This is a genomic window from Gracilibacillus xinjiangensis (assembly GCF_042651765.1).
Taxonomy (GTDB): Bacteria; Bacillota; Bacilli; order Bacillales; family Amphibacillaceae; genus Gracilibacillus; species Gracilibacillus xinjiangensis.
The window spans coordinates 400,437-426,523 of sequence record NZ_JBHSDT010000008.1; the positions used below are offsets into that span (position 1 = coordinate 400,437).

The following is a 26,087-nucleotide window of genomic DNA, read 5'->3' on the forward strand; positions in this document are numbered from 1 at the left end:
ATGAAAAAACCAGAAGATACAAGAGTAGTTGTTGGAATGAGTGGTGGGGTAGATTCATCTGTTACTGCACTGTTACTCAAAGAACAAGGATATGATGTTGTCGGTATTTTTATGAAAAATTGGGATGATACAGATGAAACAGGCTTTTGTACAGCAACAGAAGACTTTGATGATGTAGTTAGAGTGTGTAATCAATTGGATATCCCTTATTATGCGGTGAATTTTGAGAAGCAATATTGGGACAAAGTATTTACGTATTTCCTTGATGAATATAAAGCAGGCCGAACACCAAATCCTGATGTGATGTGTAACAAAGAGATAAAGTTCAAAGCATTCTTGGAGCATGCCTTATCTCTTGGGGCAGATTATGTTGCGACAGGCCACTATGCACAGATCAGACGTGATGGTGATCGTGTCGAAATGCTCAGAGGTGTGGATGATAATAAAGATCAAACCTATTTCTTGAATCAATTATCAGAAGACGTATTGCGCAAAGTAATGTTCCCATTAGGTCATTTACCGAAATCGGAAGTACGCAAAATTGCCAAAGAACATGAATTGGCTACAGCAACGAAAAAAGACAGTACAGGAATTTGCTTTATTGGTGAACGGAATTTCAAGGAATTTCTTAGCGAATACCTGCCAGCACAACCAGGCAAAATGATGACATTAACTGGTGAAGAGAAAGGTGAGCATGACGGGTTAATGTATTATACTATTGGTCAAAGACAAGGCCTAGGGATCGGCGGTTCTGGCGGGCCATGGTTTGTTGTCGGGAAAGATGTAGAACGAAATATTCTGTATGTTGGCGAAGAATATGAAAATGATGCACTCTATTCTGACGGTCTTACTGCTGTTGATATTAATTGGATTAATGAACAACCTAGTGAAGCGTTCCATTGTACTGCGAAATTCCGCTATCGCCAAACAGATACGGGAGTAACCGTGTATCCAAATCCGGACGGAACAGCTAAAGTTGTTTTTGATAACAGTGAGCGTGCAATTACACCAGGACAAGCAGTTGTTTTCTATCAAGACGAAGTATGCCTTGGTGGCGGAACCATTGACGAAGTAATAAAAAACGATCAAGCATTAGATTATGTTGGATAAAATGAAGGGACAGTACTTTTTATAAAAAGGCTGTCCTCTCTTTATACTGCTTAAGAGGAGTTGGCGTCAAGTCAAGTTTCTCTTAATTTTTTGATAAAGTTCGAGTAAAATAGAGTATGGAGGTATTGTTAAAATGACAGAAATAGATCAAGGTATTCAATTAATGCAAGAAGGAAAATTAGAAGAAGCGGCGAAATATTTTACTGAGGCAATAGAGAAAAATCCTGAAGACCCAGTTCATTATATTAATTTTGGGAATTTACTTTTACATATGAAAGAATATCAGCGTGCGGTACGTTTTTATACAAAAGCAACAGAACTTGATGACAAAGCGGCGACAGCCTTCTACGGTTTAGGAAATGTCTATTTTGAACAAGATGATTTCCGCAAGGCGAGGGAAAACTACCAAAAAGCGTTGGCTTTGGGCTTAGAAGAAGCTGATGTACACTTTATGTTAGGGATGGCATGTCTGTATGATGAGAAGTTCAAAATCGCTTTGCCCTATTTGCAGCGGGCAAACGAATTGAAGCCGGATGATGCAGATGTTCTGTTCCAATATGGATTAGCGCTAGCGCAAACAGAGCAGCTTACGGAAGCAAAAGCAATCTTCGAACAAGTGTTAGAATTAGAGAAAGAACATAGTGATGCCCATTATAATTTAGGTGTGATCAGCTTATATAATGATGATGTAAATCAAGCATTGGCACACTTTGATGAAGCAATCAAGATTCAGCCAGATCATTTGCTTGCAAGCAATGGCAAGTCTCAAATTGAAATCATGTTAGCCGAAAATGAGTAAGTAAAGGGGTATTTTGGCAATGGAAACAGAACAAATCGTTGATCAAAAAAATTTCATAAAAGGGGAAATGATCCATACGATTTTCGAAAATAAAAACGAGCATTTCTCCATTGCTAAAATTAAAGTAATTGAGACTAATCAAAACTTGGACGAGCAAGAGATTGTTGTAAAAGGCTACTTTCGCAGACTTGATCCAGGAGAGACATATGAATTTTATGGGAGAATGGTTGAGCATAAAAGGTTTGGACGGCAGTTCCAGGTTGACAGCTATCAGCGTTTTTTGCCTGAATCAAAAGAAGGGGTTATTGCCTATCTGTCCAGTGACTTATTTCCTGGGATTGGCAAGAAAACCGCAGAGCGGATTGTGACAACCCTTGGGGAAACAGCCTTATCACAAATACTGAATGACAAAACAGTCCTCGCCAAAGTAAAAGGACTTCCAGAAGAAAAGCAAGGAAAGATTTATCAAATATTACAGGAGAACCAGGGATTTGAGCATATTGTCATTGAACTGTCCAAGTACGGGTTCGGCCTGAAAATGGCACAGAAAATGTATAGTGCCTACAGGGAAGAGACTTTAGATCATTTGATGAATAACCCGTATTTATTTGTGTTCAAAGTCGAAGGTTTCGGTTTTCTCCGGGCAGACCAGATCGCCAGACAGAATGGGATTACAGTGGACCATCCGACAAGGCTTCAAGCTGCATGTATTTTTGTTCTGCAAAACAGCATTCAGGATGGTCATGCCTATTTGCCATTAGATTATTTGCTGAGTGAAATGGATGTGCTGTTGGATGGTGTGACGAACAATATTTCACCAGATAAAATGACAGAGCAAATCGTTGAATTGAATAAAGAAAAAGAAATTATTGTCAATGACCGAAAAGCTTATCTGCCATCACTCTACTATTCAGAAACAGGTTTCTGTGCCCAAGTGAAGCGGATTGCTGATAAGAAGCTGGAAAGAACCTTTACTGATGCGGAGTTACTGAAAATTGTCGGTAAAATTGAGGAAGATGAAGTGATCAGTTACGGTAAAGAGCAATATGAAGCGATAGAAACCGCCTTATCGGAAAAATTGATGATATTAACTGGCGGTCCTGGAACAGGGAAAACAACGGTAATCAAAGGGATTATTAATGCCTTTGCTCAAATCCATGATGTTTCCCTGGATAAAGATGACTATGATGATGACCAGGAATATCCATTCGTCTTAACAGCCCCGACAGGCAGGGCGGCAAAGCGGATGAAAGAGTCGACAGGTATTGAAAGTATGACAATCCACCGTTTATTAGGCTGGGATGGCAATGAGACGTTTGACAAAGATGAAGATAACCAGCTTGCAGGAAAAATGATAGTGATTGATGAATTCTCCATGGTCGATACATGGCTTGCATACCAGCTCTTCCGTGCCATTCCAAGTCATATGCAAGTATTAATAGTCGGGGATGAAGATCAGCTCCCATCTGTTGGTCCAGGTCAAGTATTGTCTGATTTGCTCACAAGTGGTGCTATCCCTTCAATACAGTTAAAAGAAGTTTACCGTCAAAAAGAAGGATCAAAAATTATTCAGCTTGCCCATGAAATAAAAAACAGCCAAGTTAAAGAGGATACACTGATCAAAGCAAATGATTTTAATTTTTTCCAATGCAAAGAGTATCAAGTTGTTGATATCGTAAAACAGATTGTTAAGAAGGCATATGAAAAAGGTGTTGATCCTAAACAAGTCCAAGTATTGGCACCAATGTACCGGTCGAAGGCAGGGATTCACAAATTAAATGAAGAACTGCAAGCCATTCTTAATCCGAACTCAAATGGTGTCAGAGAAATGCGCTTTGGTGAAACAATTTACCGTAAAGGAGATAAAGTTATTCAGCTGGTGAACCAGGCGGAAGATGGAGTTTATAATGGAGATATCGGAGAAGTTGTTGCCATTTTTGAAAAAGATGAAAATGAAGATCAGGAAGAACAGCTTGTTGTCACATTTGACGAGCGGGAAGTTGCTTACAACAAACCAGACCTGATTAATCTCATGCATGCATATTGTACGTCGATCCATAAATCACAGGGCAGTGAGTTCCAAATTGTGATTATGCCAGTAATACAAGGCTATAATCGGATGTTAAGAAAGAATTTAATCTATACAGGAATCACACGAGCCAAACAATCGTTAATTATTTGCGGTGATAAAGAGGCATTTTTGCGTGGGGTGATGACAGAGGATACGAACAAGCGTTATACGTCCTTGGTAAGTTATTTACATGAACTTTTTGGCTTGGATGAAAAGGAAGCAAGTGAAATGACAGCAGATGAGAAGCTGCTTGCAGTAGAAGTAGGACAAGAAGAATTCTCTCCTTATGATTTTATGGAAAAAGCACATCTATCGTAATAGGTGTGTTTTTTGTTTGCAGTGAAACCAGTCTGTAAAAAATCCGAACAAAAACAGTATAATTCTCAGCCGTTTGGTAATACTGACGGAAAAACGCTAAAGTGAGGGAAGTTCTTGTGATTTGTCCAAACTGTCGGAGTAAAGATATTGGTATCATTGGGTCGAACCAATATTATTGCTGGAATTGTTATATTGAACTATCCATCCATAATAACATCTTGCATTTACATGAAGTAGAGTTAGATGGTTCACTCAGTTCATTGAATGATTTGTTCCCAGAAGAAGAACGAAAGTTGGAAAGATCTTAACATGGCAGATCAAACAAAAAAAATCAGAATCGTTCTACAGCTCATTATCCTCTGTTTGACTGTCTTATTTTTATATTTAGTGATTATATTATTTCCATTCTATAAAAATATATTAATCATTATCTTTCAAATCCTTTTGCCATTTCTAATCGCAGGATTAATTGCTTATTTGCTGCATCCGGTTGTTGAGTGGATACATGAAAAGAAAATTCCAAGGCCAGTTGCCATTTTATCGATTTATTTACTATTTTTTTTGCTTGCAGGATTAGGTATATATTATTCTTTTCCGATGATGATCAAGCAAATTCAGGAGTTCCAAACAAATATACCCAACCTTGTTGATGCCTATCGTTTATTTATCTTTGACTTATATGATCAGACCTCTTTTTTGCCAGAAGGGTTTCATGATCGGATGGATGCTTTTCTGAATGAAATGGAAACAGACTTAGCTGATCGAATTACAGCCTTAATGAAAAATATTACAGTATTGTTCGATATGTTTGTTATGCTTGCTGTTATTCCTATCTTGACTTTTTATTTTTTAAAAGATTATGAAAAATTACAACAAAGCATCCTGAGAATCATCCCGGCAAAATACCAAGCTTTTACTAAAAATCTAGCAGATAAGATGGAGGACAGCTTCGGTCAATATATACGGGGGCAGATCCTTGTCTGCTTTCTGGTTGGTCTGTTAAGTTTTTTCCTGTTAAAATGGATTGGGATGAAATATGCTTTGTTATTGGCGGTTATTATTGGGCTCACGAATTTCATCCCATATTTCGGCCCGATTATTGGGGCCGTTCCAGCACTTTTAATTGCTTTTACAGTTTCCCCGAATATGGTCTGGTATGTACTTCTCATCGTTATGGTGGTGCAATTAGCGGAAGGAAATTTATTATCCCCGTTTATTGTCGGAAAAAGTATGCACATTCACCCAGTCTATTTGATTTTGACATTGTTTATTGCAGCCAAAATTGCCGGAGTTGTTGGGATGATATTAGCAATTCCTTTGCTGGCAGTAGGTCGTGTGGCAGTCCCGTTAATTATCAAACAGGTAAAAGAAATTGACAGATAGGCAAAAGTTTTCTATAATATGCTAGCGAAGGCCTATGTGAATGTTGCAGGCCGATTGTTATGCTTATAATGAATAAACATAAATAGTGTATAAAACGCTGAAGAACATGAGTAGATGGCTACCGTTTGAAGAGAGGAATTTCCTGAGGCTGAAAGAAATTCTAAATGCAATGGTCATTGAAGCTAGTTCGAAGTGCAGCTAATACCTGCCGTCACACGTCCACGTTACGGACATTAAGTTGATAGCATTGATTGCTATAATTAGGGTGGTACCGCGGAAATGATACTCTCGTCCCTGCATATTGCAGGGATGGGAGTTTTTTATTAATTAAAAATAATGGAGGCTTTTAACATGAAAAATCTTACATCAGCACAAGTGCGTCAGATGTTTCTCGATTTCTTTAAAGAAAAAGGTCATGCAGTGGAGCCAAGTGCTTCCTTAGTGCCGAATGAGGATCCGACCCTTTTATGGATTAACAGTGGTGTTGCTACATTAAAGAAATATTTTGATGGACGAGTGGTTCCAGCTAATCCGCGCATAACCAATGCGCAAAAATCGATTCGGACAAATGATATTACAAATGTCGGGTATACAGCCCGTCACCATACTTTTTTCGAAATGCTGGGAAATTTCTCGATTGGTGATTATTTTAAAGAAGAAGCGATCGATTTCGCCTGGGAGTTCCTGACAGGGGAGAAATGGATTGGATTTGATCCAGAGAAATTATCTGTAACGGTTCACCCTGAAGATGAAGAAGCATACAAATTATGGAGTGAAAAAATCGGTTTGCCCGAAGAACGCATTATCCGTATCGAAGAAAACTTCTGGGATATTGGCGAGGGACCTAGTGGACCGAATACAGAGATTTTCTATGATCGCGGCGAAAGTTATGGTAATGATCCGGAAGATCCAGAACTATATCCTGGCGGGGAAAATGAACGCTATTTAGAAATTTGGAATTTAGTATTCTCTCAATTTAATCATAATCCCGACGATACCTATACACCACTGCCAAAGAAAAACATTGATACAGGTATGGGATTGGAACGACTGGTAAGTGTGATCCAGGGGACAAAAACAAACTTTGAAACAGACTTATTTTTACCGATTATTCAAGCAACAGAAAAATTCGCCAATACGACATACCATACATCCGTGTCAGCAGACGTATCTTTTAAAGTAATTGCTGACCATATTCGAACAGTAACATTTGCTGTAAGTGATGGAGCATTGCCATCAAATGAGGGGCGCGGCTATGTATTACGTCGCCTGTTGCGCCGAGCGGTAAGATATGCGAAACAAATTGGTATCGAGAAACCATTTATGTACGAGCTTGTACCGACAGTTGCAGCAATCATGGAAGCATTTTATCCTGAAGTAAAGCAAAAACAGGAATTTATTCAAAATGTAATCAAAACAGAAGAAGAAAGATTTCATGAAACATTGCAAGAAGGTTTACAGATTTTAAATTCTGTGGTGGAAAAAGAAAAAGCAAATGGAAGCACCATCTTCCCGGGGGAGGAAGTGTTCCGTTTATATGACACGTATGGCTTCCCAAAAGAATTAACCGAAGAATATGTGGCAGAAGCTGGCTTTACAATTGATGAAGCAGGTTTTGAAACGGAAATGGAAAAACAGCGGGACCGTGCCCGTAATGCGAGACAAAAAGTTGATTCCATGCAGATCCAGGATGGAGTTTTAGCAAGTATTACAGAGGAAAGCCAATTCGTTGGATATGACCAATTAGCTGTGACAACGACAATCAGCACGATTGTTATTGATAAAACAACGGCAGATACGGTTACAGAAGGCCAAGAGGCATACGTGATATTAAAAGAAACACCTTTTTATGCCGAAAGTGGCGGGCAAATTGCTGATAGAGGTTTGATTCAATCAGATAATGGACAAGCTGAAGTAATAGATGTCCAGAAAGCACCAAATGGGCAGAACTTGCACAAAATCGTTGTTAAACAAGGATCATTGGCAAAAGGTGAACAAATTACCGCAAATGTTGATCAAGCATCCCGCCAGTATATTGTGAAGAACCATACGGCAACACACTTATTGCATCAGGCATTAAAAGATGTGTTGGGAACACATGTCAACCAGGCTGGTTCATTGGTTGCTGCAGAGAGACTGCGATTTGACTTTTCTCATTTTGGTGCAGTGACAGAAGAGGAAATAGCCCAAATCGAACAGAGAGTAAATGAAAAAATCTGGGCATCAATCCCTGTGGACATAGCGAATAAAAAATTGGCGGAAGCAAAAGAAATGGGTGCAATGGCACTGTTTGGCGAGAAATATGGCGATGTTGTACGTGTTGTGCAAATTGGTGATTACAGTTTAGAACTTTGCGGCGGCTGCCATGTTCGTAATTCAGCAGAGATTGGTTTGTTTAAGATTGTCTCAGAATCAGGTATTGGAGCTGGTACAAGACGGATCGAAGCAGTGACAGCAAAAGGTGCCTACCAGTATGTTAAGGATAAGCATCATCAGCTTAAACTAGCTGCACAATCTTTAAAAACAAAAGAAGATTCAGTAAATGACCGTATTGATGCAATATTTGGCGAGATGAAAGATCAACAACGAGAAATTGATTCTCTCAGAAGCAAGATTTCTCAATTAGAGGCATCTTCCATTTTAGATGATGTGAAAGAGATCAATGGGATCAATGTGTTAGCAAAACAAGTGGATGTTTCTGATATGAATCAATTACGTCAAATGGTAGATGATATGAAACAAAAGCTCGGATCTGCCATTATTTTATTAGCTGCCGTTCAAAATGGTAAGGTACAACTCGCATCAGGTGTAACAAAAGACTTAGTCAAAGAATATCATGCTGGAAATCTAATTAAAGAGACGGCTAAAATCTGCGGAGGCGGCGGAGGCGGTCGTCCAGATATGGCCCAAGCAGGTGGAAAAGATCCAAGCAAATTACAGGAAGCATTGGACTATGTAGAAAAATATGCGCAAAAACAAGGTTAATCTTGGAATTTTCGAAGGATAAGCTGTATAATGGGTAGATAAAGTAAGTCTCCCATCAGTGGGTGCTTACAGACGGTTACGATTAGCCGTGATAAAATGATGTTTGTGAAAAGCAGTTGTTTGCTGTAAATTTTCATAATCGCGTTATAGCAATTTAATGGGGGTGCTTCCATGGATGGAATGGATAAAACAATGAAGTTTAATTTAGCTGATGAGCCTGTTGAAAAGGATGTAAGTGAAGTTTTATTACTCGTACACGAAGCACTGGAAGAGAAAGGTTATCATCCGATTAATCAGATTGTTGGCTATTTATTATCAGGTGATCCAGCATATATTCCCCGTCATAAGGATGCACGAAATTTAATAAGGAGAATTGAGCGTGATGAGATTATTGAGGAGTTAGTTCAATATTACATCCGCATGAATAAACATAATGAATAAAGTATTAGGACTCGATGTTGGCTCAAAAACGATCGGAATTGCCGTGAGTGATGGTCTTGGCTGGACAGCACAAGGGCTCACCACACTATACTGGGAAGAGCCGAATTACGATTCAGTTAAGAGAGATTTCCAACAATTAATTGATGAGTATGATGTGAACAAGGTTGTGATCGGATTACCGAAGAATATGAATGGAACGATTGGTCCACGAGGAGAAGCCTCACAGCAATTTGCTGAATTCATAAAAGGAACATTTTCTATTGATGTTGTGTTATGGGATGAAAGATTAACGACAATGGCAGCAGAGAAAGTGTTACTCGAAGCGGATATGAGCCGTAAAAAACGAAAAAAAGTAATCGACAAAATGGCTGCTGTGATGATATTACAAGGATATTTGGATAGTATATAATCAAGGGAGGTTTTTACCGTGGCATTAGAAGAAAAAGAACGAATTATTATCCCTGATGAAAACGGGGAAGAACATTTATTTGAAGTATTATTTACATTTGATGTGGATGAAACAGAACAATCTTATGTAGCTGTAGTACCTGCAGAACAAAAAGATGATGAAGAAGTAGAAGTGTTTGCATTCCGCTATGAAGAAAAAGACAATGATGACGACCTTGCCCTTTTCCAAATTGAGTCAGAAGAAGAGTGGGAAATGGTTGAAGAGGTCTTAAATACCATTGCTGATAACGAAGACTTAGCTGAATAAATAACACCAACAACCCGCTTTCCTAATGAAAGCGGGTTGTTATTTTTTTGAACATGACACTAATACTGTTGGATTTTCAGCGTATGCTGGCCCTTTAGGAGTCTCGTGATTTTTCGTGGATTGCTAAGGGAACCATAGTATGAAAATAAGTCGACACCAACTGACCCATTAGTACTTCCTAAAATATACCGAGGAAATATTACAATTAAAAGACAATTTATGGCTAATCTTCCTTCCTGTGTTTCCCTCTGACGAAAATTGTAGTATAATATATCGGGTGAAAGGGGGATACCTGATGAGTAAGGGTACCGACGATTCAAACAATAAAGAGAAAAAGAAACCAACATATAAAGAGATCGCTCAAGAGCGAGGGAGAGAGGCAAGTATTGCGAGAAAAATATTTTTCTTTATTTTTATTGTATTAATTGCTTTTATCATAATAGGAGGATATTCCGCCTATAAATATGTTGCTAATGGTGTCGCACCAGTTGACCCGGATAGTGAGGAAGAGATTGAGATCAATATCCCGCTAGGTTCCAGTACATCAGATATTGCCGCAATTCTTGAGGAAGAAGGATTAATACATAACAGCCTCATTTACCGGTTTTATGTCAAATTCAATAATGCAGCAGATTTCCAAGCGGGTGATTATACACTTTCTCCTTCAATGACATTGGCTGAAATAACAGCAGAATTAGAAACAGGTGCTGTCTATCAAGAAGCTGTATTAAGAGTCACTGTACCAGAAGGCCGTAATATAGAAGAAATTGCCACCATTTTTGAAGAGAATGCCGGAGTCAATCGTGAAGAATTTTTAGAAAAAATGAATGATCAGGAATATATAAAAGAGTTAATGGAAAAATATCCTGACATTTTAACAGAAGAAATCTTAGCGGAAGATATCCGATACCCGCTAGAGGGCTATTTATTCCCGGCAACCTATGAATTCTATGAAGAAGATCCTAGCATTGATAAGATTGTTACAAACATGCTGAACAAGTCACAGGACATTCTGTTTATATACATTGATCAGATGGAGGCAATGGAACAATTTACTGTACATGATATTGTAACATTTGCATCATTAGTGGAAGAAGAAGCACCTTCTGTTGAAGATCGGAAACGTATTGCCGGAGTGTTCTATAACCGAATGGCACAAGATATGATGCTCCAAACAGATCCGACGGTTATTTATGCACATGGTGAGCATATATCACGACTTACATATGCTGATTATGAGATTGAATCACCATATAATACGTATCACGTAATGGGTCTGCCGATTGGACCAATTGCTAATTTCGGGGAAAGTTCCCTGCAAGCAGTGTTAGAACCAGAACAATCCAATTATTTATATTTCTTAGCAGATGCTGAGGGAAATGTGCATTATTCTGAAACATATGAACAACACCAAGCTTATGAGCAGCAATATATCCACACACAAGAATAATAAATGGACAAGCAGGGGTTAAAAAGACGCCCTGCTTTTCCCATGTAAAGCAGCAGTACTCTTAATTGGTTTCATATCTTCACAGTGAAAAGAGGGGCAATAATTGATAGATCCGAATATAATATCATATTTAGAGAAACTTAATCAAAATAAGGAAACATGGGTAAAAGAATTAGAGGAAGAGGCGGAGCAACACGCTGTTCCTGTAATGGATAAGGTCGGAATCGCCTTTTTATTACAAATGATCCGAATCAAGCGACCGAGCAAAATTCTTGAAATAGGTACAGCTATCGGGTATTCTTCCTTAAGAATGGCTGATACATATAAGGAAACGAGTATCGTAACAATCGAACGGGATCCGGAAATGTATGAACGTGCATCCCGTAATATAGTAAAAAACCAAAAGGAAGCTCAAATCGATGTTTTATTTGGTGATGCATTACAATTAGAAGAACAAGTCAGCCAGAAAGCGCCTTATGATATGATCTTCATCGATGCAGCAAAAGGCCAGTATCAGAAATTCTTTATGATGTATGAGAAAATGTTAAGTCAGAACGGGATCATTATAACAGACAATGTGTTATTCCGCGGACTTGTAGCAAACCATACAGAAACAACGAAGCGAATGCAAAAATTAGCTCAAAAAATTGATCGATACAATCAATGGTTAGTAAGCCATAACCGTTATCATACTACCATTATTCCAGTGGGCGACGGGGTAGCAATAAGTGTACCGATTGAGCATGAAGAGGTGTCAAGCAAAAATGAATAAGCAGAAGCCAGTCATCATTGGAGTTGCAGGAGGATCCGGTTCGGGAAAAACTTCTGTAACAAGACAGATACAAAACCGTTTTACAGACCAGTCTGTTTTAGTAATCGAGCAGGATTATTACTATAAAGATCAGTCAGAAATGCCGATGGAGGAAAGGTTAAAAACAAATTATGACCATCCCCTGGCTTTTGATAATGATTTATTAATTGAACATATTGAAGCATTGTTGGACCATAACCCTGTAAATAAACCAGTATATGATTATACATTGCATACAAGATCGCAGGATGTTATTCCGATCGAGCCAAAGGATGTTATTATCATTGAAGGGATATTAATATTGGATGACCCGAGGTTAACAGAGTTAATGGACATTAAGGTGTTTGTAGATACAGATGCTGACCTTCGAATTATCCGGAGATTGCTCCGCGACATTAAAGAACGAGGCAGATCGATTGATTCCGTTATCAATCAATACATTCAAACAGTTAGACCGGCACATTTGCAATTCATTGAACCTTCCAAACGTTATGCAGATGTTATAATTCCCGAAGGTGGTCAGAATACTGTTGCGATAGACTTATTAGCAACAAAGATAGAAAAAATCCTTCATGAAGGCAATGGGAATGTTTAAAGCGTAAATTAGGTAATAGAAACAGATAGAAAACTATTGAAAAAAACGATAAAATCTGCCATAGTAATGGTTAGTAAAATATTTTATAGCAAGTTTCAATGATTCCATTATTCAATAAACCAAGCTATAAATATTAGGGATATTTAACAGATTGATTCATAAAATGAAACAACAAACATGAACAATCAATCGGCACAATGTATATAGAAGGAGTGTAGGACATGCCAGAAGAAAAAAGTTATTATATGACGGATGAAGGTAAAGAAAAATTAGAACAAGAATTACAATATTTAAAAACAGAAAGACGACAGGAAGTCGTAGAACGCATTAAGATCGCGAGAGGTTTTGGTGATTTATCTGAGAACTCAGAATATGATGCTGCTAAGGATGAGCAGGCATTTGTTGAATCACGAATTGCTCAGATTGAAAATATGATTCGTAATGCGGTTATTATTGAAAACGATACAGATAATCCTGACATCGTAGCATTAGGTAAAACAATCACATTTCAGGAACTGCCTGAAGGTGAAGAAGAAAGCTATACAATTGTCGGCAGTGCGGAAGCTGACCCTTTTGAAGGGAAGATATCAAACGACTCTCCAATCGCAAAAAGCCTGCTAGGGCACTCTGTCGGCGAAGAGTTAACAGTTCCAACACCAGCTGGGGATATGGCAGTAAAAATATTAAAAGTAGAATAGATGGAAAAAAGGATGTCTATATCAATAGGCATCCTTTTTAAACAGATTATGTACATCTAACATTATGCATTTAATTTTTCACATAAATGATCGGGTTTTAATTTCTCTTCTATAAATTTTTCTTTTTGTTTTTCTAAAATTAGTGCAAAGAGAATATCTTCTGTAATGGAGTGAAATTGTAATGTACCATCAAAACAATGAATATAAAGTGTTAATTTCTCTTTGTCATAGCTAATTGATTCAAAGGAGTTCAATTGCCACAATTCACGATTAAAAGTAGCGGTTCTCAACAATATTCACACTCCTAACTATTTATAGAAAAATCTATTGGTTATATTCCATATATATGTTCAAAATCCTGCAAATATGACAAAAAAAGAAAAAAAGCGTAATAGAAATTTAACATTTTTCTATAGATTGTTTTTTGCTATGGCGATATATAATTTAGTATAATAGAGTTCCGGGAGGGTGAAGAACATGACTGATGATTATGGAAAAGGAACAAGACAAAATCGTTTTAGTAAAAAAAGAAAAAACACAAAAGCTCTGACGATACTATACATATTAGGCGTTGTGCTCTTAGTTTTGCTTGTTGCGATGATATTCTTTGGCGGAAATGATGAGGCAACACCAGATGATCAAACAATGAATAACGAAGAAGGAAATGTGAATGAAGAGGAAAATCAAGTGATATTTGAAAGAGATCTCTCCGAGGATGCGGAAAAGGATAATGAAGCCAGCAATGAAGAGGGTATAAGGGTAGAAGAAACGGAAGAGGAAGAAAGCCAGTCGTCAGAAAACAACGAAGAAACAGATACAAATGGTGCAGAAACGTATGAAGTAGAAGCAACTGATGAGAATGTAAAAAGAGCCTATGAAGGGAATTGGCAACCCGTTGGTACAGAACAGGAAGGGCCTCATACAACCAATTATGATAATGGCTCTATCGATAGACAAGAAATGAGTCGAGCTGTAGAAGCAGCTACAGGTATACCTGTTAAAGAACAAACAACATGGTGGGCTGGCAGGGCAGGAGACCAAGCAGTGGAAATTACCGTATCTCCGAAATCAAATGAAGGAGAAATTTATCGGGTCCATCTAGCATGGGTAGACCAGCAAGGGTGGCAGCCTACATTAGTGGAAGAGCTGATCGAGAAAGATATAGAATAAGGAGGAACAGCAATGATCGGTATAATCGGAGCAATGGATGAAGAAGTAGAATTACTGAAAAACAAGATGGATATTAAGGAACATACAATTATCGCAAAAAGTGATTTTTTTGTTGGTGAATTAGAAGGAAAAGAAGTGGTTCTTCTTAAATCCGGAATCGGGAAAGTTAATGCGGCTATTGCTGCAACGATTCTTTTTGAGAAATTCGAGCCGGAATATGTAATTAACACAGGTTCAGCAGGTGGGTTCCACAGTGATTTAGAAGTGGGTGATCTGGTTATTTCTTCTGAAGTTGTCCACCATGATGTGGATGTGACAGCTTTCAATTATGAATATGGACAAGTGCCAGGTTTGCCGGCAACCTTTTCAGCAGATCCGGTATTGGCAGAAAAAGCGATGGATGCTGCAAAGCAATTAACTGACGTTAAAGCAATGAAAGGGCTCATTTCCACTGGGGATTCTTTTATGCAAGATGAGGGGAAGATTGCATTCGTTCGCGAGAAATTCCCGGATTTAATAGCAGCAGAGATGGAAGCAGCAGCAATTGCTCAAGTTTGTCATCAGTTTGAAACACCCTTTGTAGTGATTCGTGCCCTTTCAGATATCGCTGGGAAAGAGTCCTCCGTATCATTTGATGCATTTTTAACAAAAGCTGCTGAGAATGCCGCTAATTTGATTATGAATGTTATTAAAAGTGCTAACTAAGTATCTCTTAAAAACAAGCAGCTGGCATGCAACCAGCTGCTTTTCAGTTTATTTCTTTAACTCATTTCGATAGTATTCATGAAAGACTTTCATTAATGCCCGTTTTTCTATCCGTGATACATAACTTCTTGAGATATTTAGTTTTTTAGCAATTTCTCTTTGCGTCAATTCATCTTTATTTCCAAGCCCAAATCTGGCGATAAGTACCTCCTTTTCGCGATTGTCTAATACACGTAAGTATTTTTGAATCTTTTCTAATTCCATATGGAGTTGGATGGCTTCTGTAATATCATCATTTTCAGCTTCTAATATGTCGATTAAACTAATTTCGTTCCCTTCTTTATCCTGGCCAATTGGGTCTTGAAGTGAGACATCTTTTTTTGTTTTTTTAATTGCACGTAAATGCATCAGAATTTCGTTCTCAATGCATCTTGCTGCATATGTGGCTAGTTTGGTCCCTTTATCACTGGAATAGCTCTCAATCCCTTTAATTAAGCCTATTGTTCCGATCGAAATAAGATCTTCCACATCTTCCCCAGTGTTTTCGAATTTTTTCACAATATGTGCGACCAGACGCAGGTTATGTTCAATTAATTTGTTTCTGGCATATTCATCACCATCTGCCATTTTTTCGATCATTCTGGCTTCTTCATCTGGTGGAAGTGGTTGAGGGAAGGTATTGTTTTTTACATACGCAACAAAAAATAAAGCTTCTTTAACCAATGTCATTAAACTAAGCAGGATTGACAATCTCACACCTCCTAACTAGAGTAGGTATTCGCCCATATTTCATCATATGTAGATAATTTGTCCATTGTGTCAGAAATATCGAAAAAGAGATTGTCCAGTGAAAAGAAGTTATATAAGTATAAATTATAAAATGTATGCGTTATCAGTATAATGTCCATTATTATTATAGAGAGTGCTATACTGCCGCTAGGGAAAGCGAAGGTTATTTACTGACTCTACTAAGGAAAAGTACATTCTCTGTCTTATTTTCGCTAAATTATATGTAAGCACAAAAAAACCCTCACTATTATTAGTGAAGGTAGCTTTGTTTATGAGCCTTTATTTTTAAAATCAGCATATTCATCTCGTGTTTCGCCAGTTTTCGACCATGGCTCGACTCCGGAAGTATGGGCGGCTCGGCCGATCATATGTGCCGAAACTGGTGCTGTTAATAATACGAAAATGATCCCCAGGATAAGCTTACCACTGACAATTCCGTGTTCTGCATATAAAAAGATAAACGCACCAATCAGTATGCCTGAAATACCAAGTGTCGCAGCTTTGGTAGATGCGTGTAACCTTGTGTAGACATCAGGAAACCGGATAACACCGATTGTTGCTGAAATGATAAAAAATGTTCCGAAGATAAGTAACAATATGACGATAATATCAGATATTACTTCAATCACGTTTCCTGTCAATGATAACACCCTTTTCTAAATATTTTGCCAATGCAATGGTCCCGATAAATAATAGAATACCGATTAGTAAAATGACATCATTTAAACGAGTTGTCGTAATCCATATTGCTACAAGTCCAGCCATTGCCATAAGGTTAATGCCAATCGCATCAAGAGCAATTGCACGATCAGGATTAGTAGGTCCTTTTACAACACGATAGAGCAGTATAGTTATTGATATGGTAATAACAACCATACAAATAACTGTAAGAACCTCGATCACTTCTTTCAAGAATGGGGAAAGTTCGCTCATCTCGTCACCTCCATAATCGCCTTCTCGAATGAATCTTTAATTGCATGGATTGCTTCCTCTTTATCATCGATATCCATTGCATGAATGTAAATCACTTCATTATCATCCGATATCGCGACAGATAACGTTCCAGGTGTTAAGGAAATGAGCGATGTTAACATGGTAATTTCCCAATTGCTCCGTAAATCTGTTGGCATTGCGAAAATTCCGGGATTATAATCACGACCAGGTTTATATACCCATTTCACAATTTCGATATTCGACAAAAGAAGTTCCTTGGTGAAAAGGAAAACGAGTATCAGGACTTTCCATACCCGGTACAAGTAAAAGGCATCTGGTATAAACCGGCCTAAAAGAAACAGCAGTAAAGCACCGATAATAAACCCTGTCAGAAACGAAGGGAAGTGGTAGCTTTCGCTCAAAAACATCCACATTATTGCAATAATAAAGTTTAAAATAATCTGAAGAGGCATAGTGGTTTACTCCTTTAATACAGATTGAATATATATTTCCGGATCTAATAAGTAGCTTCCGATTGATTCAATGGCTGGATAGAACCATTCAGCTCCAACCCCAAGTAAAACATTGAAGAAAAGCAAGAAGGCAATTGGAACAATAAAACCTCTGGCTTTCTTCCGGTCAGGTACAATCGACTCATCTTTCTCGCCCCAGAATCCTCTGATAAAGATTCGCATAACAGAGTATAGGATAAGCAAACTTGCGCCTAAACCAATGATGGCAATCGCGATTTCTCCTTGTTCAAACGCACCCTCAATCAGAAGTAATTTACCAATAAAACCACTAAATGGAGGTATACCTGCTAAAACAAAGGCAGACAGGAAGAAAAGCCATCCTAACAGTGGATAATGATGGATCAGCCCTCTGATTTTCCTGAGGTCGCTTGTGCCTGTTAAATAGACAACAGCGCCTACTAACAGAAATAAGGCAGATTTGATGATCATATCCTGGATTAAGTAGTAAATTGAGCCACTTAGACCATTTTCGTTCAATAGCGCAATTCCCATAAGCATAAAGCCAATGGCAGGAATAATATTATAAGCAATAATCATTTTGATATTGTTTGTTGATAAGGCACCGATCGCTCCAAAAATTATCGTGAATCCAGCAATCCATAGAAAGAAATCAAACACCATTTGGTCATGGAAAAAGATTAAAGAAAACACACGCAAAATGGAGTAGATACCTACTTTTGTTAATAATGCACCAAACAGTGCTGACACTACCGGGTTTGGTACAACATAAGGTTTAGGCAGCCAATAGTACAGCGGAAATAGGGCAGCTTTTGTACCAAAAACAAAAAACAGCAAAATTCCAATACCAGTAAGAATGCCAGTTTGGCCTTCTTCTGCAACTCTTTGTGAAATCTGCGCCATATTCACTGTCCCAACGACAGAGTAAAGAAAAGCAATGGTTGTTACAAAAAGCATGGAAGAAAACAAATTAATTAAAACATATTTAATGGACTCACGGAGCTGAACTCTGTTCCCGCCGAGCACAATTAATCCATATGATGCCATTAACAATACTTCGAAAAATACGAACAGGTTAAACAAGTCACCTGTTGTAAAGGCGCCTGAAACACCTGTGATTAAAAGTAAGAAAAACGTATAGAAATAAAATTCTTCTTGTTTTTCACTTAACGACTTTGGTGCATAGAGCGCACATGCAAATGCCACAATATTCGTTGTTAAAACAAGTGAGGTGGACAACATATCAGCAACCAGAACGATTCCGAAAGGGGCTGACCAATCACCGGATTCAAGAACTACTGTACCATTTTGATTGACATACCAAAGTAAAAACGACACGACGATAAGATTGATTGCCAAGACCACCTGGGTGAATATTCTTACAATCGGTAACTTTTTATGAAAGAATATTGCAAGTATACCAGCCACAAGTGGTATAACAATCGGTAATACTGCTAAATTACTAATCATTTTCGCTTCCCCTCAATTTTTCCATATTATCTGTCCCATTCTCTTTTGATGCACGGTAAGCTAGTACCAATAGTAGACTAGTTACACCGAAACTAATAACTATTGATGTTAAAATTAATGCCTGTGGCAATGGGTCGGTATAGTCTTCAATCGAATAATCTAAGATTGGTGGAGCTCCTCGTTTTAATTCTCCCATTGTTAAGATAAATAAGTGAGCACCATGGGAAATCAGTGCGGTACCAATGATGATTCGTAACAATTGCTTTTGCAGCAAGTTATAAACACCTGTTGTAAAAAGAACGCCTGCAAGAATAGACATAATGATTTCCATTTATTTTGCCCCCTTCTTGTCGCGTAATTTAATCATTCCGACGATAGCTAATGCTGCAATTCCCAGTACAACAATTTCAAACAATGTATCAAGCCCTCGCATATCGACCAGAATTACGTTAACGACATTATCACCGCCACCAATATCGTGTGATGTTTCAATAAAATAACCGGAAATGGTATCGAATAATTTGGTACTGTGTGCAGAGATTGCTACAACTGTCATCAATAATCCGAAACCAACAGAGATAATAAGATTTGTCGTTTTCTCAAAAACCGTATCTGTCCGTTCGCGCAAATTTGGTAAATGATAAAAACATAGTAAGAACAATCCAACAGTGATTGTCTCCACAACTAATTGTGTTAACGCTAAGTCTGGTGCACGGTATACGATGAAGAGCAAGGATAATCCGTAACCAACCACACCCAGAATGATAATAGATCCGATCTTGTTTCTCGTAAATATCGTCGCAATTGCCGCCACAGCCATCACAACAGCAATTAATACTTCGTGGACAGTAATCTCCGCTAAGTTACTTGTATCCCACGCAAAACCGCCCGTAAGGCCGATAAATGTGAAGGTACAAATAAGAATTGCCCCTAAGATAAGGATCATATATCTCCTTAATGAGCCATTCATATAGCTGTTGGTAATTCGCGCAGACGTTTTTTCCAATTGATCAACAATAAAATTATAGACTTTATTGAAGCTTAACTTACCTGGCAGGAAGTGATATATCCCACTCCACGATTTCCGTACCACTGCTAAAAGAGCCCCAATTACCACAACTGCAAGTGACATAAACAGCGGCGTTATCCAGCCATGCCAATAGTGAATATGTTTTTCGATTGGCGCACCGTAAATCGATTCAGCAGCATGGGCAATAAGTGAACCATTAAACGTCTCTGGCGTAATTCCAATAATGATCACACCTAATACTAAAATGATCGGTGGGACAAGCATGCCAATTGGCGCTTCATGCGGTTTCTTCGGCAATTGCTCCAATTTCTTTTTCCCCATAAATGTTCCAAAAACTAAATACATCGAATAAACAAATGTAAATATACTACCGAAAACAGCTAAATAAGGAATAGCTGTACGTAACAGTTCAGCAATCAACAAGGAGGATTCTTCTAAGTGAATACTTGCATCAAAGAACATTTCCTTACTGTAAAAGCCGTTTAAGAATGGAAATGGAACACCTGCCATGGAGAAGGTGCCAAAAAATGCGAGTGTGGCAGAGACCGGCATTAATGTAGCTAATCCGCCTAATTTACGAATATCTCTTGTACCTGATTCATGATCCACAATCCCTGCAACCATGAAAAGACTTCCTTTAAATGTCGCATGGTTCAAAATATGAAAAACAGCAGCAAATATCGCTGTACTTGTACCAAACCCAAGCATTGCCATAATCATACCTAACTGGCTTATCGTAGAGAAAGCAAGAATCCCTTTTAAATCTGTCTGGCGAACAGCCATGTATGATCCCCATACAAGTGTTAAAATTCCAATTCCGCTGACTAAAATGAAGAACCATTCACTTTGAGAGAAGATTGGTGTAAAGCGTGCCACAAGAAAGATCCCTGCTTTAACCATTGTCGCAGAGTGTAAGTATGCACTGACAGGTGTTGGTGCTTCCATTGCGTCAGGCAGCCAAATATGGAATGGGAACTGGGCAGATTTAGTAAATGCACCTAAAAGAATAAAACCTAGAATCAATCCAAAATAGTCATGTGATAAAATCACATCTGCTTGTGCAATCATTGCTTGAATACTGGTTGTTTCCGTAATGATTGATAACAGAATAAACCCGCCAAGCATGCTTAACCCACCGAATACAGTGATAAGCATCGACTTCATTGCACCATATCGTGAACGTTCCTTATAATTCCAATAACCGATTAACAGGAATGAAGAAATGGAGGTTAATTCCCAGAAAGAATAGAGAACAAAAACGTTGTCTGATAGTACAACCCCGAACATCGCTGTCATAAAAAGGAGCAAATATACGTAAAACTGGTCCAGTCGTTCTGTTGTGTGCAGATAAAAAATCGAATAGAAAGCAACTAAAGACCCTATCCCACTGATTAACAGGACAAATAATAAGCTTAAACCATCAAGGTAAAAATCAAATCCAATATTCAGTGACGGGATCCAATTATAATTTTGTGTGACTGGTTCAAAATCCTTTCCAACAAAGGAAACAAAGTAAATAAAAATGGCTAGTGGTGCTAGTAAAACAAAATAGCCTGTATGTATTTTTTCCTTCCATTTGCTAAAGTATGGAATAAAGATCGCCAGTATCGCTGGCAAAAACACGGCAAATAACATCTAGTGATGATCCCCCTTATGTATCTTTTTATTAGTAAAAACGTGCTTTCTTTTATTTTAATCTATAAATATGCAGAAACACAAGAGCAGAGCACCCTTCAAATAGCTTGTCCCGCATTCTTAGCCGAGAAATATCCTATTTAAAATAAACGGAAAAAAAATTTTTCGCTGATTGGGTTCCCAGTTGGATGCTAAATGACAGAATCTACTAGATCTAAGTACAATCACAATCAAAACGAAGGAGTGGAGCCAGGGTTCACGGAATATGAGGAGGGAGTGTTCGGGTTTTCGATTAGTATGACCCAGGAATTAGTAGAAAATACTGAAAAGTACAGAATTCGCGCAAAGAGTAGTTAACGAACAGCAGGCAAGTGCCGACATTCAAAAAGAAAGATATATCATGAAAAAAAACAGATAGAAAGGGGCACTTTCTATCTGCGCTATTATTATTAATTCGTATAATGTAAATAGTCCAGTAATGATCTTCTTTTCATTTCTTCTTCCATTAATCGAATAAATTCATAACTTAATTGAAGTTCATTCGCCTTTCTATACGACTCAATAAGTAACTCATCCGATAAATTTTCCAATGCTTGTCCCTCCGATTAATAGGGTATTTGAATCCAAAATAGTTCTCTCTATATATCGTTTACGGCAATAACCTTTGCCAAGTTCCATCCAATTATTTCTTTACCGTTACTTTAGCATGAAATAGTTGAGCGAACAAGTGTTAAGTTATCTACAGTTACTTGTTCATAAGTTGTGGACAATATGGTGATAAACAGGGGTATATCCTGCTTTTTGTCTGTGGAAGATGTGCATAAAGTTATCCACAAGAAAGAGGGTGTTAAATATTGTCGAACGATTTTACAATATGGCATGATATATTTCTCAATTAACTGCATATTTTGGTATGTTTTCATTCTTTTATATGGAGCAAATTAGTATATTGGAGGGGCATTATCTTTTTATAAAGGAAGATTTCTCTTTTTTTTAGTGGAAGAATTACTGAAAATTGTTTATCATAGGTAAAGGCTTAAGTTTCTAACGGAAAATAACTAATAGAGGTGGACAACCATTGCTGAAAAAATTTTTACCGAACGAACATGTTAAGTCTGTATTGGATATTACGCCAGCGAAGTTGAAAGAGATGGGAATAAAAGGTGTGATTACAGATCTTGACAATACATTAGTTGCATGGAACGTGAAGGATGCAACACCAGAAATTATTAATTGGTTTAAAGAAATGAAAAAATATGAGATAAAAGTGACGATTATTTCAAATAATGATCAAGAGCGTGTTAGTGTTTTTTCAGAGCCATTAGAGGCACCATATGTTTATAGTGCACGGAAACCATTAATTCATGCATTTAAGCGTGCTGCCAAGGAAATGAATTTAGCTAAAGAAGATATAGTCGTGATTGGCGACCAGTTAATGACAGACGTGCTTGGCGGCAATTTTGCAGGTTTTCATACAATACTTGTTGTACCAATAGTGAAAACGGACGGAAAAATAACCAGGCTAAACCGGATGATGGAGCGGCGAATTTTGAATTGGATGCGGAAAAAAGGCATGATAACATGGGAGGATTAAATATGGAGATCGTTCATTGTGAAGGCTGTGGTGTACCATTACAGTCAGAAGATAAAACAAAAGCAGGGTTTTTACCAAAAAGTGCATGGGATAATGAGCAAGTAATCTGCCAACGCTGTTTTCGGTTAAAACATTATAATGAAGTACAAGATGTAGAATATACGGATGATGACTATTTACGAATGATCCATCAGATTAGTGATACAAACAGTCTTGTTATTAAAATCGTTGATATCTTCGATTTTAATGGCAGTTTTATTAGCGGATTACAAAGACTAACAGGGAATAACCCGATTATTTTAATTGGAAACAAAGTTGACTTATTACCGAAATCGACCAATCGCAATAAATTAATTCATTGGATGAAGAAAACAGCAAGTGATTATGGATTGAAAGTACAGGATGTTTTCCTCATCTCCGCCGCTAAAGGACAGGGTTTTGAAGAGGTCGAACAAGCGATGGAAGAGATGCGGGGAGAAAAAGATGTATATGTTGTTGGTTGTACGAATGTAGGAAAATCAACCTTCATTAACCAGCTGATCAACCGTTCCAGCGGGATAAATGATGCAATCACGACATCTTATTTCCCTGGTACAACACTAGGGTTTATCCAAATTCCATTAGATGATAAGACATCATTATTTGACACGCCAGGTGTTGTTAATCGATCACAAATCGTTCACTATGTGACAGATAAAGATTTAAAGGAAATTACACCAAAAAAAGAAATCAAGCCAAAGATTTATCAACTTCAGGATAAACAAACGTTATTTCTCGGCGGATTTGCCAGATTTGATTTTGAAAAAGGGATGAAACAATCATTCGTTTGTTATTTCTCTAACCAATTAATGATTCACCGGACGAAGCTGGAGCAAGCCGATGAGTTTTATGAGAAACATGTTGGTGAATTATTGCAGCCGCCAAGCAAAGAAACGTTAGAAAAACTGCCGGCATTAACAAAACAAACATTTAAAATAGGTCATGAGAAAACAGACATTGTCATTCCAGGTTTAGGATGGATCACTGTACCAGAAGGTGGAATAACGGTAACAATGCATGCACCAAAGGGTATTCACCTATCGATCCGTCAAGCTTTAATTTAGTAGAAAAAATAGCGGGGGAGAAGTATATGACGTTAAAGCTAGGATTAATCGGCCACCCAATCGGCCATTCATTATCTCCATGGATTCATGCAAAATTTATTGATTTAGCTGGCCTAACTGGGGAATATAAGTTATATGAAGGGGACCATACCAAACTGCCTGAAGTAATTCAGAATTTGAAACAATCCGGTGTGGATGGTTTTAACATTACTGTACCTTATAAACAAGTAATTGTTGATTATTTAGATAATTTAGATAGGGATGCAGAGATTTTAGGTGCCGTAAATACGGTGGTGAATGAAAATGGAAAATGGAAAGGATACAGTACCGATGGGGAAGGGTATGTTCGTTCATTAATGGACCCATATCCTGATCTTTTAAACAACGGTACATCTGTGTTATTATTAGGTGCTGGTGGTGCAGCGAGAGGTATCTACCGGGCGATCGTACAAAAAGGTGTAAAAAACATTGATATAGCCAATCGCTCTTTAGATAAAGCAGAAGCACTTTTACCTTTAAGAACAGGATCAGCCAAATCGAAAGTAATGTCCTTTCAAGAGGCAGAACAATACCTTCATGAATATGATTTAATTATCCAGACAACATCTGTCGGCATGAAGCCAAATGTGGAAGACCAGATTATTCAATTAGATAATATTCGACAAAACGCTGTAGTTAGTGATATTGTATATCAGCCAATAACAACAAAATTATTACAAAATGCAAAAGAGCATGGTGCATTGATTCATCATGGACATGCCATGCTTTTATATCAAGCTCAATTAGCATTTGAAAAATGGACAGGAAAGCATCTGGACATTGCCCATATGGTAGACGAGCTGGAAGAGAAACTAAGAGGTGAATAAATTGCAATTAACAGGAAAACAGAAACGTTTTTTACGTTCAAAAGCACATCATTTGAACCCGATTTTTCAAGTAGGGAAAGATGGTGTGAATGATAATATGATCAAACAAGTAGCAGAAGCACTAGAACGACGAGAACTGATTAAAGTATCCATCCTGCAAAACTGTTTAGAAGAAAAAGATGAAGTAGCAGAGGAGTTATCAGAAGGAACTGGTGCAACAGTTGTTCAAATCATCGGAAATACGATTGTATTATATAAAGAATCAGAGGAACATAAAGAGATTAAATTGCCATAAAGAAGGTGGAAACAGTGCGTAAGATTGGTTTATTTGGTGGAACGTTCGATCCGCCTCATTATGGGCACTTAATCATGGCAGAACAGGTATATGAATCATTACAATTAGACGAGGTCTGGTTTATCCCGACAAATCATCCGCCACACAAAGAGGATGCAAAGTCTAATGGTATTCTGAGAAAAGAGATGATAGAAGCAGCGATTCAAGGGCATCCTGCCTTTCGAGTGAATGGGATTGAATTAAATCGCACAGGTAAATCCTATACAATCGATACGATTCGGGATTTGCAAAGGGAATATCCTGACACTGCTTTTTATTTTATTATTGGTGGTGATATGGTCGAATATTTGCCAAAATGGCACCAGATTGACGAGTTAAATGAAATAGTACAATTTGTTGGTGTGAACAGGCCAGGCCATTCCATGGAAACGGCATATAATATAGAAGAAGTAGAAATGCCATTAATCAATATATCCTCAACAATGATTCGAGATCGGGTAGCGAATGACCGGTCGATTCGATATTTAACAACACCAGAAGTGAAAGTAATTATTGAAAAATCGAAGTTATATCAAAGGTGATTCCAATCATAAATATAGAATAACCTGTCTGTTAAAGATAATGTCAGTG

29 protein-coding genes are annotated in these 26,087 nt (G+C 37.8%); 20 read left to right on the forward strand and 9 right to left on the reverse strand.

Features of this window, described 5'->3' with window-relative positions; all coding sequences use genetic code 11:
• The 13 genes from mnmA to greA all read left to right on the forward strand — a co-directional run bounded on the left by mnmA (position 1) and on the right by greA (position 13,376).
• Positions 1–1,110 carry a tRNA 2-thiouridine(34) synthase MnmA gene (mnmA, locus tag ACFOY7_RS13190; RefSeq protein ID WP_390252564.1) on the forward strand — a complete coding sequence of 370 codons (1,110 nt, stop codon included), beginning with the start codon at positions 1–3 and terminating at the stop codon, positions 1,108–1,110.
• Between the two features lie 133 nt (positions 1,111–1,243).
• Positions 1,244–1,909, forward strand: coding sequence for a tetratricopeptide repeat protein (locus ACFOY7_RS13195; protein ID WP_390252565.1), 666 nt, complete (start codon positions 1,244–1,246; stop codon positions 1,907–1,909).
• 19 nt (positions 1,910–1,928) lie between these two features.
• Entirely contained in the window at positions 1,929–4,298 is a 2,370-nt protein-coding gene (gene recD2, locus ACFOY7_RS13200; RefSeq protein ID WP_390252567.1) for an SF1B family DNA helicase RecD2, read from the forward strand.
• Between the two features lie 116 nt (positions 4,299–4,414).
• Positions 4,415–4,606: a hypothetical protein gene (locus ACFOY7_RS13205; protein ID WP_390252569.1), complete on the forward strand. Its 192-nt coding sequence runs from the start codon at positions 4,415–4,417 to the stop codon at positions 4,604–4,606.
• A gap of 1 nt (position 4,607) precedes the next feature.
• Positions 4,608–5,681, forward strand: a complete 1,074-nt coding sequence (locus ACFOY7_RS13210; protein ID WP_390252570.1) for an AI-2E family transporter — start codon at positions 4,608–4,610, stop codon at positions 5,679–5,681.
• A 351-nt stretch (positions 5,682–6,032) separates the two neighbouring features.
• A complete protein-coding gene (alaS, locus tag ACFOY7_RS13215; protein WP_390252571.1) occupies positions 6,033–8,666 on the forward strand; it encodes an alanine--tRNA ligase in 2,634 nt (877 codons plus the stop codon).
• 171 nt (positions 8,667–8,837) lie between these two features.
• Positions 8,838–9,107, forward strand: coding sequence for an IreB family regulatory phosphoprotein (locus ACFOY7_RS13220; protein ID WP_390252572.1), 270 nt, complete (start codon positions 8,838–8,840; stop codon positions 9,105–9,107).
• Complete coding sequence (gene ruvX, locus ACFOY7_RS13225; RefSeq protein ID WP_390252573.1) at positions 9,100–9,516, forward strand: Holliday junction resolvase RuvX; 417 nt, start codon at positions 9,100–9,102, stop codon at positions 9,514–9,516. The genes ACFOY7_RS13220 and ruvX overlap by 8 nt, the downstream gene beginning before the upstream one ends.
• 18 nt (positions 9,517–9,534) lie before the next feature.
• Positions 9,535–9,822, forward strand: a complete 288-nt coding sequence (locus ACFOY7_RS13230) for a DUF1292 domain-containing protein (RefSeq protein ID WP_390252574.1) — start codon at positions 9,535–9,537, stop codon at positions 9,820–9,822.
• A gap of 295 nt (positions 9,823–10,117) precedes the next feature.
• The gene (mltG, locus tag ACFOY7_RS13235) at positions 10,118–11,272 is read left to right on the forward strand and encodes an endolytic transglycosylase MltG (protein ID WP_390252575.1); all 1,155 of its coding nucleotides are present in this window, start codon (positions 10,118–10,120) and stop codon (positions 11,270–11,272) included.
• Positions 11,273–11,375: 103 nt separating this feature from the next.
• Positions 11,376–12,044, forward strand: coding sequence for an O-methyltransferase (locus ACFOY7_RS13240; protein WP_390252576.1), 669 nt, complete (start codon positions 11,376–11,378; stop codon positions 12,042–12,044).
• On the forward strand, positions 12,037–12,678 hold the full coding sequence (udk, locus tag ACFOY7_RS13245; RefSeq protein ID WP_390252577.1) for a uridine kinase: 642 nt from the start codon (positions 12,037–12,039) through the stop codon (positions 12,676–12,678). Before ACFOY7_RS13240 ends, udk begins: the two co-directional genes overlap by 8 nt.
• A 221-nt stretch (positions 12,679–12,899) precedes the next feature.
• On the forward strand, positions 12,900–13,376 hold the full coding sequence (gene greA / locus ACFOY7_RS13250) for a transcription elongation factor GreA (RefSeq protein WP_390252578.1): 477 nt from the start codon (positions 12,900–12,902) through the stop codon (positions 13,374–13,376).
• 62 nt (positions 13,377–13,438) lie between these two features.
• Here the strand turns inward: greA and ACFOY7_RS13255 are convergent, their stop codons facing one another.
• Positions 13,439–13,669 carry a hypothetical protein gene (locus ACFOY7_RS13255; protein ID WP_390252579.1) on the reverse strand — a complete coding sequence of 77 codons (231 nt, stop codon included), beginning with the start codon at positions 13,667–13,669 and terminating at the stop codon, positions 13,439–13,441.
• Positions 13,670–13,853: 184 nt separating this feature from the next.
• Here ACFOY7_RS13255 and ACFOY7_RS13260 point away from each other — a divergent pair, with 184 nt between their 5' ends.
• Together ACFOY7_RS13260 and mtnN are read left to right on the forward strand one after the other, a co-directional pair.
• Positions 13,854–14,546, forward strand: a complete 693-nt coding sequence (locus ACFOY7_RS13260) for a YrrS family protein (RefSeq protein WP_390252580.1) — start codon at positions 13,854–13,856, stop codon at positions 14,544–14,546.
• A gap of 12 nt (positions 14,547–14,558) precedes the next feature.
• Positions 14,559–15,251: a 5'-methylthioadenosine/S-adenosylhomocysteine nucleosidase gene (gene mtnN, locus ACFOY7_RS13265; RefSeq protein ID WP_390252581.1), complete on the forward strand. Its 693-nt coding sequence runs from the start codon at positions 14,559–14,561 to the stop codon at positions 15,249–15,251.
• Positions 15,252–15,299: 48 nt separating this feature from the next.
• On the opposite strand, the gene sigK is transcribed toward mtnN, so the two are convergent.
• The 8 genes from sigK to sda form a co-directional block, all read right to left on the reverse strand.
• A complete protein-coding gene (sigK, locus tag ACFOY7_RS13270; RefSeq protein WP_390252582.1) occupies positions 15,300–16,001 on the reverse strand; it encodes an RNA polymerase sporulation sigma factor SigK in 702 nt (233 codons plus the stop codon).
• A gap of 308 nt (positions 16,002–16,309) precedes the next feature.
• A complete protein-coding gene (gene mnhG, locus ACFOY7_RS13275) occupies positions 16,310–16,681 on the reverse strand; it encodes a monovalent cation/H(+) antiporter subunit G (RefSeq protein WP_390252583.1) in 372 nt (123 codons plus the stop codon).
• On the reverse strand, positions 16,662–16,916 hold the full coding sequence (locus ACFOY7_RS13280) for a Na(+)/H(+) antiporter subunit F1 (protein WP_390254093.1): 255 nt from the start codon (positions 16,914–16,916) through the stop codon (positions 16,662–16,664). The genes mnhG and ACFOY7_RS13280 overlap by 20 nt, the downstream gene beginning before the upstream one ends.
• Positions 16,917–16,969: 53 nt before the next feature.
• A complete protein-coding gene (locus tag ACFOY7_RS13285; protein WP_390252584.1) occupies positions 16,970–17,446 on the reverse strand; it encodes a Na+/H+ antiporter subunit E in 477 nt (158 codons plus the stop codon).
• A 6-nt stretch (positions 17,447–17,452) separates the two neighbouring features.
• The gene (locus ACFOY7_RS13290; protein WP_390254095.1) at positions 17,453–18,931 is read right to left on the reverse strand and encodes a Na+/H+ antiporter subunit D; all 1,479 of its coding nucleotides are present in this window, start codon (positions 18,929–18,931) and stop codon (positions 17,453–17,455) included.
• Positions 18,927–19,265, reverse strand: a complete 339-nt coding sequence (locus ACFOY7_RS13295) for a Na(+)/H(+) antiporter subunit C (protein ID WP_390252585.1) — start codon at positions 19,263–19,265, stop codon at positions 18,927–18,929. Before ACFOY7_RS13295 ends, ACFOY7_RS13290 begins: the two co-directional genes overlap by 5 nt.
• The gene (locus tag ACFOY7_RS13300) at positions 19,266–21,599 is read right to left on the reverse strand and encodes a Na+/H+ antiporter subunit A (protein ID WP_390252586.1); all 2,334 of its coding nucleotides are present in this window, start codon (positions 21,597–21,599) and stop codon (positions 19,266–19,268) included. It lies immediately after the preceding gene.
• Positions 21,600–22,048: 449 nt separating this feature from the next.
• Positions 22,049–22,189 carry a sporulation histidine kinase inhibitor Sda gene (sda, locus tag ACFOY7_RS13305; RefSeq protein WP_390252587.1) on the reverse strand — a complete coding sequence of 47 codons (141 nt, stop codon included), beginning with the start codon at positions 22,187–22,189 and terminating at the stop codon, positions 22,049–22,051.
• Positions 22,190–22,677: 488 nt separating this feature from the next.
• On the opposite strand from sda, the gene ACFOY7_RS13310 reads away from it, so the two are divergent.
• From ACFOY7_RS13310 to ACFOY7_RS13330, 5 genes are read left to right on the forward strand one after another with little or no spacing between them, the layout of a single operon-like run.
• Complete coding sequence (locus ACFOY7_RS13310) at positions 22,678–23,193, forward strand: YqeG family HAD IIIA-type phosphatase (protein WP_390252588.1); 516 nt, start codon at positions 22,678–22,680, stop codon at positions 23,191–23,193.
• A gap of 2 nt (positions 23,194–23,195) precedes the next feature.
• Positions 23,196–24,296 (forward strand): ribosome biogenesis GTPase YqeH, encoded by a 1,101-nt coding sequence (yqeH, locus tag ACFOY7_RS13315; protein ID WP_390252589.1) that lies wholly within the window; start codon positions 23,196–23,198, stop codon positions 24,294–24,296.
• Positions 24,297–24,322: 26 nt separating this feature from the next.
• Complete coding sequence (aroE, locus tag ACFOY7_RS13320) at positions 24,323–25,162, forward strand: shikimate dehydrogenase (RefSeq protein WP_390252590.1); 840 nt, start codon at positions 24,323–24,325, stop codon at positions 25,160–25,162.
• 1 nt (position 25,163) lies between these two features.
• A complete protein-coding gene (gene yhbY, locus ACFOY7_RS13325) occupies positions 25,164–25,457 on the forward strand; it encodes a ribosome assembly RNA-binding protein YhbY (protein ID WP_390252591.1) in 294 nt (97 codons plus the stop codon).
• A 14-nt stretch (positions 25,458–25,471) separates the two neighbouring features.
• Entirely contained in the window at positions 25,472–26,038 is a 567-nt protein-coding gene (locus ACFOY7_RS13330) for a nicotinate-nucleotide adenylyltransferase (RefSeq protein ID WP_390252592.1), read from the forward strand.
• The last annotated feature ends 49 nt before the right edge of the window (positions 26,039–26,087 follow it).

Excerpts from the sequence above, each read along its gene's own strand:
- mnmA (WP_390252564.1), top strand. The coding sequence starts at position 1 with ATGAAAAAACCAGAAGATACAAGAGTAGTTGTTGGAATGAGTGGTGGG.
- ACFOY7_RS13195 (WP_390252565.1), top strand. The coding sequence starts at position 1,244 with ATGACAGAAATAGATCAAGGTATTCAATTAATGCAAGAAGGAAAATTA.
- recD2 (WP_390252567.1), top strand. The coding sequence starts at position 1,929 with ATGGAAACAGAACAAATCGTTGATCAAAAAAATTTCATAAAAGGGGAA.
- ACFOY7_RS13210 (WP_390252570.1), top strand. The coding sequence starts at position 4,608 with ATGGCAGATCAAACAAAAAAAATCAGAATCGTTCTACAGCTCATTATC.
- alaS (WP_390252571.1), top strand. The coding sequence starts at position 6,033 with ATGAAAAATCTTACATCAGCACAAGTGCGTCAGATGTTTCTCGATTTC.
- ACFOY7_RS13220 (WP_390252572.1), top strand. The coding sequence starts at position 8,838 with ATGGATGGAATGGATAAAACAATGAAGTTTAATTTAGCTGATGAGCCT.
- ruvX (WP_390252573.1), top strand. The coding sequence starts at position 9,100 with ATGAATAAAGTATTAGGACTCGATGTTGGCTCAAAAACGATCGGAATT.
- mltG (WP_390252575.1), top strand. The coding sequence starts at position 10,118 with ATGAGTAAGGGTACCGACGATTCAAACAATAAAGAGAAAAAGAAACCA.
- udk (WP_390252577.1), top strand. The coding sequence starts at position 12,037 with ATGAATAAGCAGAAGCCAGTCATCATTGGAGTTGCAGGAGGATCCGGT.
- greA (WP_390252578.1), top strand. The coding sequence starts at position 12,900 with ATGCCAGAAGAAAAAAGTTATTATATGACGGATGAAGGTAAAGAAAAA.
- ACFOY7_RS13260 (WP_390252580.1), top strand. The coding sequence starts at position 13,854 with ATGACTGATGATTATGGAAAAGGAACAAGACAAAATCGTTTTAGTAAA.
- mtnN (WP_390252581.1), top strand. The coding sequence starts at position 14,559 with ATGATCGGTATAATCGGAGCAATGGATGAAGAAGTAGAATTACTGAAA.
- ACFOY7_RS13280 (WP_390254093.1), bottom strand. The coding sequence starts at position 16,916 with ATGGTTGTTATTACCATATCAATAACTATACTGCTCTATCGTGTTGTA.
- ACFOY7_RS13285 (WP_390252584.1), bottom strand. The coding sequence starts at position 17,446 with ATGCCTCTTCAGATTATTTTAAACTTTATTATTGCAATAATGTGGATG.
- ACFOY7_RS13295 (WP_390252585.1), bottom strand. The coding sequence starts at position 19,265 with ATGGAAATCATTATGTCTATTCTTGCAGGCGTTCTTTTTACAACAGGT.
- ACFOY7_RS13300 (WP_390252586.1), bottom strand. The coding sequence starts at position 21,599 with ATGTTATTTGCCGTGTTTTTGCCAGCGATACTGGCGATCTTTATTCCA.
- yqeH (WP_390252589.1), top strand. The coding sequence starts at position 23,196 with ATGGAGATCGTTCATTGTGAAGGCTGTGGTGTACCATTACAGTCAGAA.
- aroE (WP_390252590.1), top strand. The coding sequence starts at position 24,323 with ATGACGTTAAAGCTAGGATTAATCGGCCACCCAATCGGCCATTCATTA.